This is a genomic window from Streptomyces sp. RP5T, from assembly GCF_003933965.1.
Lineage (GTDB): Bacteria > Actinomycetota > Actinomycetes > Streptomycetales > Streptomycetaceae > Streptomyces.
In genome coordinates, this window is sequence record NZ_RSAJ01000004.1 from 1 (window position 1) to 12,726 (window position 12,726).

Here is a 12,726-nt window from a genome sequence, read left to right on the forward strand (position 1 = left end):
GGGGCTGATGCGTCGTGGTCACCGCCCGATCATCGCAAGAACGACAGGGGCCCCCTGTTCACCGCGCCCGAATTGACGCTAGCGTGGAGCCACCTTTGTACACGCGGGAGCTCGGAGCACCGGGCTGAGAGGGCGCTGACCTCCGTCCCAGCGATGTTTCACGTGGAACGTCATCTCCAGCGAGTGACGTTCCCCACGAAACGTCGGCAGACGGAAGCCGCTGCGTCGACCGCCGAACCTGTTACCGGGTAATGCCGGCGTAGGGAGTAGGTCTCATGACCATCAAGGACGCGCGCACGCCTGCCTCCGAGCAGAACGACGACCAGCTCGACCCGGAGGCCGGGAAGTCCATCGGCTGGCACAAGGCGTACGTCGAGGGCTCACGCCCCGATCTGCGGGTGCCGGTTCGTCAGGTGCACCTCACCAACGGGCAGTCGGTCACGCTGTACGACACGTCGGGCCCGTACACCGATCCGCTCACCGATACCGATGTCCGCCGGGGTCTCGCGCCTCTGCGGGAGAACTGGATCATCGCCCGCGGTGACACCGAGGAGTACGCGGGCCGTCCCGTGCGCCCCGAGGACGACGGGATCAAGCACACCTCACCCCGAGGGGGCCTCCGCAACCTCGACGCGGTCTTCCCGGGGCGGCCCCGCCAGCCGCGCCGAAGCCGTGACGGCAAGGCGGTGACACAGCTCGCCTACGCCCGCCGCGGCGAGATCACCCCGGAGATGGAGTACGTGGCCATCCGGGAGAACGTCTCTCCCGAGGTCGTCCGGGAGGAGATCGCCGCGGGCCGCGCAGTGCTGCCGGCGAACGTCAACCACCCGGAGATCGAGCCGATGATCATCGGCAAGCGGTTCCTGGTGAAGGTCAACGCCAACATCGGCAACTCCGCGGTGACCTCCTCCATCGAGGAGGAGGTCGAGAAGATGACCTGGGCGACGCGCTGGGGCGCCGACACGGTCATGGACCTGTCCACCGGCCGCAACATCCACACCACCCGTGAGTGGGTGCTGCGCAACTCCCCCGTCCCCATCGGCACGGTGCCGCTCTACCAGGCGCTGGAGAAGGTGGACGGCCGTGCCGAGGAGCTGACCTGGGAGATCTACAAGGACACGGTCATCGAGCAGGCCGAGCAGGGCGTGGACTACATGACGGTCCACGCGGGCGTGCGCCTGCCGTACGTACCGCTGACGGCCAACCGCAAGACGGGCATCGTCTCGCGGGGCGGCTCGATCATGGCCGCCTGGTGCCTGGCGCATCACAAGGAGTCGTTCCTGTACGAGAACTTCGAGGAACTGTGCGAGATCCTCGCCGCCTACGACGTCACGTACTCGCTGGGCGACGGCCTCCGGCCCGGGTCGATCGCGGACGCCAACGACGAGGCGCAGTTCGCGGAGTTGCGCACGCTCGGGGAACTCAACCGGATCGCGAAGCGTTTCAACGTACAGACCATGATCGAGGGCCCGGGGCACGTCCCGATGCACAAGATCAAGGAGAACATCGACCTTCAGCAGGAGATCTGCGATGAAGCTCCGTTCTATACGCTCGGCCCGCTGACCACCGACGTCGCACCGGCCTACGACCACATCACCTCGGGCATCGGCGCCGCGATGATCGCCTGGTGGGGCACCGCGATGCTCTGCTACGTCACGCCCAAGGAGCACCTGGGCCTGCCCAACCGGGACGACGTCAAGACGGGTGTCATCACTTACAAGATCGCCGCTCACGCGGCCGACCTCGCCAAGGGACACCCGGGCGCCCAGGAGTGGGACGACGCCCTGTCCGACGCGCGCTTCGAGTTCCGCTGGGAGGACCAGTTCAACCTGGCCCTCGACCCCGACACGGCCCGGGAGTTCCACGATGAGACCCTCCCGGCCGAACCGGCCAAGACGGCTCACTTCTGTTCCATGTGCGGGCCGAAGTTCTGCTCGATGAAGATCAGCCAAAGCATCACGGCGCAGTTCGGCGGCACGGCGGCCGCGGGGGCGACGGCTGAGGAGGTCGCCGAGGGCATGCTGCAGAAGTCGAAGGAGTTCGCGGCGAGCGGGAACCGGGTCTACCTGCCGCTTGCGGACTGAGCCCGGCAGGTGAGTGGATCCGCGCCGCCGGACCGAGCGAGTGGGCAGGTGGCGCGGATCCCCGTGGTCGACAACCACGGACGCTCAGGTGGTGAGCAGGGCGACGACCCGGTTGATCATGTCCTCCTGCGCGGCCAGGGGCGTCGTTGTGTACGACAGCACGAAGCGGAGCCGCAGGTCGCGGGTGGCGATCATGCGGGTGCGGTAGCCGTACGTGTCACCGGTCTTGCCCCAGAACGTCACGCCGTTCACCGTGGCCGTCTGCAGCCCTCTGCTGTAGCGGGCCGGACTGCCGTCCAGCATGGTGACGGATGCCGGTGGCAGGGCGAAGAGGTGGTTCATGGCCTCGGGGGCCAGTAACCGGCCGGAGAACAGGGCCTCCTGGAAGCGGAAGAGGTCGTCGGCGGACGAGACCAGTTCTCCTTCGCCCCAGGAGCTCGACTGCTCGTACGTCGTGACGTCCTGGAGCGAGGTGTCGGTCATGCGGAGGTAGCCGTGCACATGCGGGCCGTGCAGGCACGGGGCGTCACCGGGCAACCGTGTCCGTGTCAGGTTCAGGGGGCGCAGGATGCGGGACCTGATCGCCTCGCCGTAGGGCCGGCCGGTGAGCTCCTCGATGAGCAGGGCGAGCAGCACGTAGTTGATGCCGCGGTACTCCTGTCTGGTGCCCGGGGGGAACTTGAGCGGGCTGTGGGTCACGGTCCGCACCAGTTCCCGGGGCGTCCATCGGTCACCTCGATGCCGTAGGACGGCTTCCGGGGTACTGAGGTCCGGCAGTCCTCGATGGTCGGGCAGCCCACTTGTGTGGTTCAGCAGGTGCGTCACTGTGATGCGCGCGAAGGAGGAGGGAAGAAGGCCCCGAAGGTAACCGCCGATGGGAGCGTCGAGGTCCAGCCGGTGCTGCGCCCACAACTGCAGGACGACCGTCGCCACGAATGCCTTGGTCACGCTGCCTGCCCGGAACTGGTCGTCCCCGTGCACGGCACGGCCGCTGCTGAGGTCCGAGACGCCTGCCGTGCCGTACCAGTGTGTTTCCCGGTCCCCGAGCCGCAGTTGCGCGGAGGTGGCCGGCGGGTGGGACAGGTCGCTGATCGCCGCTTGCAGGGCACGGGGGTCCGCGGTCGTCAGGTGGCCGCCGTCGGTCACCTGACCGGAAGGGGTGATCCCGGTTGACGCGTGCGCACGGGTGCTCGCGGTGGCAGCCGAGAGGGCACTGGCCGCCACACCGCCCATGAGGGAACGTCGGGAGAGAGGAGTCATGGTCTGTCATGCTGCCGACGTCGGCCCGTGGTGCCATCCGGGATGCCCCCCACGTACACCCGGACCGGACCCCGAGGCCGTCGTGACCCTCTGGTGACGGGCCCCCGACCCCGGCCCCCGGAGCTCCGGGCTCCGCTTTCGCGGGACTCCAGTGAGCAGCCCCTCCGGCCCCCGGCGGGCAGACTGACCCCATGACAGCGAGAGCACTGAGCAAGGGCGCCAACCTCCCCGTCGATTCCTCTTCGGTGCGCGTCGAGTTGACCTGGTCCGACGGTCCCGGCGTACCGGACGTCGACGCCTCGGCGTTGCTGCTCACCGATGCCGGACGGGTCCGCGACGACGGTGACTTCGTCTTCTACAACCAGCCGCGACACGCGTCGAACGCCGTGACCCACCTGGGAAAGCAGAGTGCGGCAGGAGTGCTGACGGACACGGTCGCAGTGGATCTGCGGGCGCTCGAACCCGCCGTCGAGCGGGTGGTGCTGTGTGCGTCGTCCGATGGCGGCACGTTCGGTGCGGTTCCCGGGCTGACCTTGAGGCTGCTGGACGCCGGAACAGGGACCGAGCTCGCGCGGTTCTCCATGGAGGCCGGGACGGAGACCGCGTTCATCGGCGGCGAGCTGTACCTGCGGGCGGGGCAGTGGAAGTTCCGCGCGGTCGGCCAGGGCTACGCCTCCGGGCTCGCCGGGCTGGCCACGGATTTCGGCATCACCGTGGACGACGAACCCTCGGACACGTCCACTCCGTCGACGTCTCCTGCTTCGGCACCTGCACCTGTTCCGACGCCACCTGTGCCGGCGGCCGCCCCACCCGTCGGCCCGCGCCTCGTCAAGGGCGAGGAACAGCTGCCCGTCGACATGCGCAAGCGTCTGTCGCTGCGCAAGGAACAGGTCGCGGTCAGTCTCAGCAAGCACGGAGCAGCCGGGATCACCGCGAGAGTCATCCTGGTCCTGGACGCCTCCGGCTCCATGTCGTTCCTCTACTCCAAAGGCGTCGTGGCCGACGTCGTGGAGCGTATGGCCGCGGTCGCCGCACAGCTGGACGACGACGGTGAGATGCAGGCCTGGACCTTCGCTTCGAACGCGGCACGGCTGCCTGATCTGCGTCTCGGTGAACTTCCCGAGTGGCTGCGGCTCCATGTTCGGGTGGGACAGATGAGCCTCTTCCGCCGCAGCAGGAGATCGAGCCGGGAGCTGGAAGCCGGCCAGGTCGACATGCGGATGGTGGGCATCCAGAACGAGGAGCAGAAGGCGATCGCCCAGGTGCGTGCCTATGTGCGGGAGAATCCGGCCGCCGCTCCCACCCTTGTGCTGTTCTTCTCCGACGGGGGCGTCCACCGCGACGCGGCGATCGAGCGGGAGCTCCGGGAAGCCGTGGAGGAACCGGTCTTCTGGCAGTTCGTGGGACTGGGACGGTCCAACTACGGGGTGCTGGAACGCTTCGACACCCTGCCCGGACGTCGCGTCGACAACGTGGGGTTCTTCGCCGTGGACGACATCAGCACGGTCCCCGACCAGGAGCTGTACGACCGGCTCCTGTCGGAGTTCCCGGCCTGGGTGGCTGCCGCCGGCCAGGCGGGCATCCTCTGAGCCGATGCCGGGTCTTCGGCTTGCGCTCCCCGTGGTGGGGGCGCAAGCCGAGGGGCTGTGCCGGATGTCATTCCGGCTGGTGCTCCGGCCCCCCGAAGTCCGGGCTGGTGTAGTCCGGGCTGCTGAAGCTCGGACGGGCACCGGAGGCTCCGTCGTCCGGGCTGCTGAAGCCCGGGCGGTCGTAGCCGAGGCTGGGCATCCGGCTGGTCGGCGCGGGGGGTGCCGTGTGGCGCAGTGCGGCGGTGCCGGGGTCGGCCAGGGCGTCCCTGAGGAAGGGGAGCAGGCCGCGTTCCAGCAGGGCCTCGCGCCAGGCGTCCCTGGCCTGTGCCACCTCCTCGTTCAGCTCGCCGTACTCCGCGTCCGGCGAGGGCCGGTTGCGCAGCGCGGTGATCAACAGGCCGACGGCGGCGACCAGGATGGCGGCCGCGGTCAGGGCGCCGAACAGCCACCCGGTAGTGATCATGGCGTGGGCGAACGCCGGTGGAGGGCTGAGCATCTGGAGGATGTAGCCCACGAGCAGGAAGATCGCCGCGGCGATTCCGGCGAGGACGGGCGTCAGGACGGCGGCGACGGCGACGGCGCCCGCACCGGCGTTCTCGGCGACCTCTCCCATGGTGGTGGCGAGCCCCATCGCACCCGTGCCCGCATCGGCGGGGCCGGGTTCCTGCACGGACGACAGGGGGGACGGCGTCGCCGGGCGGCGCTGTTCCTCGCGGACCTTCACGTAGTGCTGGTACTCGGTCGCCGCGGCCGCCGTGATGAGTGCGGTGGCGTTGAGCGCCATGGTGCGCAGCTGTTCGGGATTCAGCCGCTGTCCGACCGCGGCCAGTTCGGGACGGTGTGGTGCGGAGCGCAGCGCCTCATCGAGGATCCGCTCGTACTCCTGGCGGTCCTCGCTGTGCAGGTGCTGCGGAACGCTGTTCATGTGCATCCCCCGATGCTCCGTAGGGCTTGGGGCTCGCATGCCAACGAGCCGTCGGGCAGAAACGGAGGGGAGCCTGCTACGGATAACCAGATGGTAGAGCGGTGACGGCACAGGGTGACAGGGGGTTTCCAGAAATTGGCCGCCGACCTGCGCGGTCGGCGGCCGGCCCGTCGAGGTGAACTTCTGCCCCCTGAAGGCTCAGATGTCCAGGGGCAGTTGCTGGACCAGCAGTTTTCCGGCCATGGTCACTCCGCCGTCCATCGCGATGGCCAGCCCGTCGGCGTAGACGTGCGGTCCCTCGACCACCGGGCCGGACTCCTCCTTGTCGTCCTCGGAGCCCACTTCGCCCAGCAGATAGGGGATCGGGCTGTGGCCGTGCACGATGCGACGGCCGCCGTAGGTGTCGAGCAGGGAGCGCACGTGGTCGGCGCCGCCCTCGTCGCGGAAGGAGAAGCGCTTGGTGAACTTGCGGAACAGGTCCCACACCTCGTCCGCGTCATTGCGTGTGAGGGTCTCGCGGACGGTGTCGTTGACCGCCTCGATCGAGTCGCCGTAGTCGAGATAGGCGGTGGTGTCGGAGTGCACGAGCAGATGGCCGTCGACCTCCTCGACGGCGTCGAGGCGGGCCATCCACTGCAGATGGTGGTCCTGGAGGCGGTCCATGTCGGTCTTCTGCCCGCCGTTGAGCAGCCACGCGGCCTGGAAGGTGGCGGTGCCCGCGCCGGAGTTGACGGGGGTGTCGCCGAACCGCTTGGCGCCGATCAGCAGCAGCTCGTGGTTGCCCATGAGGGCCTTGCAGTAGCCGCCGGCCGCGGCGGCCTCCGCGGACAGCCGCATCACGAGGTCGATGACGCCGATGCCGTCGGGCCCCCGGTCGGTGAAGTCGCCGAGGAACCACAGTCGCGCGGTGCCCGCGCACCAGTTGCCGGCGGCGTCGACCAGGCCCTTGTCGTGAAGTGCGGCCATCAGTTCGTCGAGGTAGCCGTGGACGTCGCCGACGACGAACAGCGGGCCGGGGCCGTCCGCACCCTGCTCGGCGGGGTCGGCGGCGGCCTGGAGCCCGTCACCGGGGTCGATGACGGGGAGGTCCTGCTCGGTGGGGGTGTACCCCTCCGGGTAGGCCTCCTCATGGGCCGGAACGACGTCTCCGGGGTGCGTGCTGTGGCCGTACGGACCGGTCTCGTTGACGTACGCGGGCACCCGGAAGTCGCGCAGCACCGCCGTGCGCTCCACCTCGGGTCCCTGACCGGCCCCCTGAGTCATCAGACCCCTCCACCATCGCGCCGCATCTGCACCGCTTCGGACTGCCTGGTCGCAGCGGCCCGCGGTGTCGTGGGCCCATCATAGGAATGCGGATCGCGCCATGTGATGACCCAGGGGTGGTGAATCGGAGCAAGACTCCAGTTCACCGCGGCATTCGCCCCGATTGGGCCGGGCTTCGACCCCCGCCCGGCCATCTCCCGGTCACTGGCCCTCGGGTGACCGCGGCGGGCTGACCGTCGTCCGCGGGGCCCGCCGCTGGGACGAGGTGCGCACGATCAGCTCCGTCGGTATCACCTGCTCGACCGGCTGGTCCGACTCGACCCCCTCGATGGCGTCGATGAGGAGCTGGATCACGGCCGTGCCGATGCGTCGGGGCTTGAGGGAGAGCGTGGTGACGGGCGGCTCGGTGTTGGCGTACACCGTGGACTCGCTGCAGCAGACGATGAGCAGGTCGTCGGGGACGCGCAGTCCGTAGCGGCGGGCGGCGGCCAGCAGGTCGGTGCCGTTCGGGTCGAACAGGCCGTAGACGGCGTCGGGCCGGTCCGGGCGGGCGAGCAGCCGGTCGGCGGCGACGGCGCCCGCGCACGGGTCGTGCGCGGGGTAGGCCTCGTATACCGGGTCCTGGCCCACCCGCTCGCACCAGTGCAGGTACGCGGTGGTCGACAGATGGGTGTACGTGTCCGTCGTCGTCCCGGTCAGCAGGCCGATGCGGCGGGCGCCGGCGTCGGCCAGATGGTCGAGGATGCCGAGGACGGCGGCCTCGTGGTCGTTGTCGACCCAGGCGGTGACGGGCAGCGCGCCGGCCGGGCGGCCGTCGGAGACCACCGGTAAACCCTGCCGGACCAGCTCGCTGACGACCGGGTCCTGGTCGGAGGGGTCGATGACCACCGTGCCGTCCAGGGCGACGTTCGACCACACGTCGTGGCGCGAGGTCGCCGGCAGGATGACGAGGGCGTAACCGCGGGCGAGCGCGGCCGAGGTGGCGGCCCGGGCCATCTCGGCGAAGTACGCGAACTCGGTGAAGGTGAAAGGTTCATCCCCGTACGTGGTCACGGTCAGGCCGATGAGTCCCGACTTGCCGGTACGGAGGGTTCTGGCCGCGGCCGAGGGCCGGTAGCCCAGTCGGTCGGCGACCTCCCTGACATGGCGGCGGGTGGCGTCCGGGAGCCTGCCCTTGCCGTTCAGGGCGTCGGAGACGGTCGTGATGGAGACTCCGGCGGCGGCGGCCACGTCTCTGATGCCCGCCCGGCCCGGCCGACTGCCTCGACGTGAGGTTTCCGCGCGGCTCACCTGGTGCTTCCCTGCTGCTGTCATGGCGAGCCGATAGTAGGGCTCATGCGGTGGGGTAGGGCGGACGCATATGCACGCATTGACAGGCACGTTTCTGCAAGGTCATTTAGGGTCAACTACCTGTGAAACGCAGTCAGTTAAACGATCCAATGGCACTACGTAACTTGTCGGCACGCATGAGCCTGCCAAGTCCCCGATGTCTCGAAGAGGTCTCAACTCACCTGCACGGGTGACGCGCGCCACGGCGTGAGCCACCGGCGCATAGATATATGTGACCGCGCCCCCGGATTCGTCTGCCTTCGTACGGTGATGCCCCTGATGCCTGTGGGGCAGATGAGGTTGGTTCTCACCTGTACGCACCGGAGCGCAATCCTCATAAGGTGAGCAGTATTGGAGCCGGCTGCCGGAGTCGGCCGCCATGCGTCGGTGGTCATGAGGAGGACTGCGGTGAGCGAGACAAGCCCGAAGCTGCGCGCCGAGCTGGAGGGTATTCCCACCTACAAGCCGGGCAAGCCCGCCGCTGCCGGTGGCCCGGCGGCCTACAAGCTGTCCTCCAACGAGAACCCGTATCCGCCGCTCCCGGGTGTGCTGGAGACCGTGACGGCCGCGGTCTCCTCCTTCAACCGCTACCCGGACATGGCCTGCACGGGCCTGATGAACGAGCTGTCCGAGCGCTTCGGCGTCCCGCTCTCTCATCTGGCCACCGGCACCGGCTCCGTCGGTGTCGCCCAGCAGCTGATCCAGGCGACGTCGGGCCCGGGCGACGAGGTGATCTACGCGTGGCGGTCCTTCGAGGCGTACCCGATCATCACGCAGATCAGCGGTGCCACCTCGGTACGGGTGCCGCTGACGCCCGGCGATGTGCACGACCTGGACGCGATGGCCGACGCGATCACCGAGCGGACGCGGCTGATCTTCGTCTGCAACCCCAACAACCCCACGGGCACGGTCGTGAAGCGGGCCGAGCTGGAACGCTTCCTCGACCGGGTGCCCCGTGACGTGCTGGTGGTGCTGGACGAGGCCTACCGCGAGTTCATCCGCGACCCCGAGGTGCCGGACGGCGTGGAGCTGTACCGCACGCGCCCGAACGTCTGCGTGCTGCGCACCTTCTCCAAGGCGTACGGCCTGGCGGGCCTCCGGGTCGGCTTCGCGATCGCCCATGAGCCGGTGGCCGCGGCGCTGCGCAAGACGGCGGTGCCCTTCGGGGTGACCCAGCTGGCCCAGGAGGCGGCGATCGCCTCCCTGCGGGCCGAGGACGAGCTGCTGGGCCGGGTCGGTTCGCTGGTCTGTGAGCGCAACCGTGTGGTGGAGGGGCTGCGCGCCCAGGGCTGGACGGTGCCCGAGACCCAGGCCAACTTCGTCTGGCTGCGGCTGGGGGAGCGCACGGTCGACTTCGCGGCGGCGTGCGAACAGCACGGCGTGGTCGTACGGCCTTTCGTGGGCGAGGGTGTGCGGGTGACGGTCGGCGAGGCCGAGGCGAACGACATCTTCCTGAAGGTGGCGGAGGGCTTCCGCAAGGAGCTGTGACGCGCGGCAGCTGAGTCTGCGGGAGGCCGGGGTTTCACGTGAAACCCCGGCCTCCGGCGCGCCAGGGGCCGACCGGCCCCGCCAGGTGTGACCTATCGGACCCGCTCAGGGACCCCCCGCCCATCCCGTGTCGAACTGCCATGCGTCATAATTGCTTGTGAATGTGAACGCGTTCACAAGCGTTCCTTTTGCAAGGATTTGTTCCACAAGCCTGTGAGGTAAGGAGCGGCGACGTGGACCTGGCTCTGGCGCCGGAGACCCTGGCGCGCTGGCAGTTCGGCATCACCACCGTCTACCACTTCCTGTTCGTCCCCCTGACGATCTCCCTGGCCGCCCTCACGGCGGGTCTCCAGACCGCATGGGTGCGCACGGAGAAGGAGAAGTACCTCAGGGCCACCAAGTTCTGGGGCAAGCTCTTCCTGATCAACATCGCGATGGGCGTGGTCACCGGCATCGTGCAGGAGTTCCAGTTCGGCATGAACTGGTCCGACTACTCGCGGTTCGTCGGCGACGTGTTCGGTGCCCCGCTCGCCTTCGAGGCCCTGATCGCCTTCTTCTTCGAGTCCACCTTCATCGGCCTGTGGATCTTCGGCTGGGACAAGCTGCCCAAGAAGATCCACCTGGCCTGCATCTGGATGGTCTCGATCGGCACGATCCTGTCGGCGTACTTCATCCTCGCGGCCAACTCGTGGATGCAGCACCCCGTCGGCTACCGGATCAACAAGGCCAGGGGTCGCGCCGAACTCACCGACTTCTGGGCGGTGCTGACCCAGAACACCGCGCTCACCCAGGTCTTCCACACCATGTCGGCCGCCTTCCTGACCGGCGGCGCCTTCATGATCGGCATCGCGGCCTTCCATCTGTTCCGCAAGAAGCACATCGCCGTGATGAAGACCTCGCTGCGCCTCGGACTGGTCACCGTGGTCGTCGCCGGCATGCTCACCGCGATCAGCGGTGACACGCTCGGCAAGGTCATGTTCAAGCAGCAGCCGATGAAGATGGCCGCCGCCGAGGCCCTGTGGGACGGTCAGGACTCCGCCCCCTTCTCGATCTTCGCCTACGGCGACGTGGAGAAGGGCCACAACAGTGTGGCCATCGAGATCCCGGGCCTGCTGTCCTTCCTCGCCAACGACGACTTCACCTCGTACGTCCCCGGCATCAACGACGTCAACAAGGCGGAGCAGCAGAAGTACGGGCCCGGCGACTACCGGCCCAACATCCCCGTGACCTTCTGGGCCTTCCGCTGGATGATCGGCTTCGGCATGGCGTCCTTCGCCATCGGTCTCGCCGGGCTCTGGCTGACCCGCAAGAAGTTCATGCTGCCGCAGCACCTGAGGGTCGGCGAGGACGAGGTGCCGCACCTGGTCCTGTTCAAGAACAAGGCCCTCAGCCCCAAGCTCGGCAGGCTCTACTGGCTGGCGGCGATCTGGACCCTGGGCTTCCCGCTGATCGCCAACTCCTGGGGATGGATCTTCACCGAGATGGGCCGGCAGCCGTGGGTCGTCTACGGCGTCCTGCAGACCCGGCACGCGGTCTCCCCCGGCGTCTCCCAGGCAGAGGTCCTCATCTCGATGCTCGTCTTCACGGCTCTGTACGCCGTCCTCGCCGTCGTCGAGGTCAAGCTGCTCGTGAAGTACGTCAAGGCAGGGCCGCCCGAGCTCACCGAGGCCGACCTCAACCCGCCCACGAAGATCGGCGGCGACACCCGTGACGCCGACAAGCCGATGGCCTTCTCGTACTAGGCCGAGGGAGATCGAGTCATGGAACTTCACGACGTCTGGTTCGTGCTGATCGCCGTCCTGTGGACCGGCTACTTCTTCCTGGAGGGCTTCGACTTCGGCGTCGGTGTCCTCACCAAGCTGCTCGCCCGTGACCGGACCGAGAAGCGTGTCCTGATCAACACCATCGGTCCCGTCTGGGACGGCAACGAGGTGTGGCTGCTGACGGCAGGCGGCGCGACCTTCGCCGCCTTCCCCGACTGGTACGCCACCCTCTTCTCCGGCTTCTATCTGCCGCTGCTGATCATCCTGGTCTGCCTGATCGTCCGGGGTGTCGCCTTCGAGTACCGGGCCAAGCGGCCCGAGGAGAACTGGCAGCGCAACTGGGAGACCGCGATTTTCTGGTCCTCGCTCATCCCCGCGTTCCTGTGGGGCGTGGCCTTCGGCAACATCGTGCACGGCGTGAAGATCGACCAGCACTTCGAGTACGTCGGCTCCTTCTGGGACCTGCTCAACCCGTACGCCCTGCTCGGCGGACTGGTGACGCTGACCCTGTTCACCTTCCACGGCACGGTGTTCACGGCCCTGAAGACGGTCGGGGAGATCCGGGAGCGGGCACGGAAGCTGGCGACCCGGGTCGGTCTCGTCACCGCCGCCCTTGCGCTGATCTTCCTGCTCTGGACGCAGGTCGACAGCGGTGACGCCAAGAGCCTGGTCGCGATGGTGGTTGCCGTGATCGCCCTGGTCGCCGCTCTGGTGGCCAACCAGGCCGGTCGTGAGGGCTGGTCGTTCGCGCTGTCGGGCGTCACGATCGTGGCCGCCGTGGCCATGCTCTTCCTGACGCTCTTCCCGAACGTCATGCCGTCCTCGCTCAACGCGGACTGGAACCTGACGGTCACCAACGCCTCGTCGAGCCCGTACACCCTGAAGATCATGACCTGGTGTGCGGGGATCGCCACGCCGATCGTCCTGCTCTACCAGGGCTGGACCTACTGGGTGTTCCGCAAGCGCATCGGCACCCAGCACATCGCCGAAGCCGCGCACTGAGCCCGATATGGGGCATGTTTCAC

The 12,726-nt window shown here is 68.4% G+C and carries 9 protein-coding genes and 1 riboswitch; of the genes, 5 read left to right on the forward strand and 4 right to left on the reverse strand.

Annotation, left to right across the window (positions count from 1 at the left end):
- The first annotated feature begins 93 nt into the window (after window positions 1-93).
- Window positions 94-283: riboswitch (TPP riboswitch) on the forward strand.
- Window positions 276-2,084: a phosphomethylpyrimidine synthase ThiC gene (thiC, locus tag EHS43_RS00705; RefSeq protein ID WP_125188409.1), complete on the forward strand. Its 1,809-nt coding sequence runs from the start codon at window positions 276-278 to the stop codon at window positions 2,082-2,084. (Overlaps the previous riboswitch by 8 nt.)
- Window positions 2,085-2,168: 84 nt before the next feature.
- Here the strand turns inward: thiC and EHS43_RS00710 are convergent, their stop codons facing one another.
- On the reverse strand, window positions 2,169-3,344 hold the full coding sequence (locus EHS43_RS00710) for a serine hydrolase (RefSeq protein ID WP_125188411.1): 1,176 nt from the start codon (window positions 3,342-3,344) through the stop codon (window positions 2,169-2,171).
- A 191-nt stretch (window positions 3,345-3,535) separates the two neighbouring features.
- Between EHS43_RS00710 and EHS43_RS00715 the strand changes: the two genes are divergently transcribed.
- Window positions 3,536-4,933 (forward strand): VWA domain-containing protein, encoded by a 1,398-nt coding sequence (locus EHS43_RS00715; RefSeq protein ID WP_125188413.1) that lies wholly within the window; start codon window positions 3,536-3,538, stop codon window positions 4,931-4,933.
- Between the two features lie 67 nt (window positions 4,934-5,000).
- On the opposite strand, the gene EHS43_RS00720 is transcribed toward EHS43_RS00715, so the two are convergent.
- The 3 genes from EHS43_RS00720 to EHS43_RS00730 all read right to left on the reverse strand — a co-directional run bounded on the left by EHS43_RS00720 (window position 5,001) and on the right by EHS43_RS00730 (window position 8,435).
- A complete protein-coding gene (locus EHS43_RS00720) occupies window positions 5,001-5,864 on the reverse strand; it encodes a hypothetical protein (protein ID WP_125188415.1) in 864 nt (287 codons plus the stop codon).
- A 192-nt stretch (window positions 5,865-6,056) separates the two neighbouring features.
- Window positions 6,057-7,121, reverse strand: coding sequence for a metallophosphoesterase (locus EHS43_RS00725; RefSeq protein ID WP_125188417.1), 1,065 nt, complete (start codon window positions 7,119-7,121; stop codon window positions 6,057-6,059).
- A 201-nt stretch (window positions 7,122-7,322) separates the two neighbouring features.
- A complete protein-coding gene (locus tag EHS43_RS00730) occupies window positions 7,323-8,435 on the reverse strand; it encodes a LacI family DNA-binding transcriptional regulator (protein ID WP_125188419.1) in 1,113 nt (370 codons plus the stop codon).
- A 423-nt stretch (window positions 8,436-8,858) separates the two neighbouring features.
- Here EHS43_RS00730 and hisC point away from each other — a divergent pair, with 423 nt between their 5' ends.
- From hisC to cydB, 3 genes are all read left to right on the forward strand, one after another.
- Window positions 8,859-9,938, forward strand: a complete 1,080-nt coding sequence (gene hisC / locus EHS43_RS00735) for a histidinol-phosphate transaminase (protein ID WP_125188421.1) — start codon at window positions 8,859-8,861, stop codon at window positions 9,936-9,938.
- 233 nt (window positions 9,939-10,171) lie between these two features.
- Window positions 10,172-11,680: a cytochrome ubiquinol oxidase subunit I gene (locus tag EHS43_RS00740; protein ID WP_125188423.1), complete on the forward strand. Its 1,509-nt coding sequence runs from the start codon at window positions 10,172-10,174 to the stop codon at window positions 11,678-11,680.
- 18 nt (window positions 11,681-11,698) lie between these two features.
- Window positions 11,699-12,703, forward strand: a complete 1,005-nt coding sequence (gene cydB, locus EHS43_RS00745; protein ID WP_125188425.1) for a cytochrome d ubiquinol oxidase subunit II — start codon at window positions 11,699-11,701, stop codon at window positions 12,701-12,703.
- Window positions 12,704-12,726 lie beyond the last annotated feature (23 nt).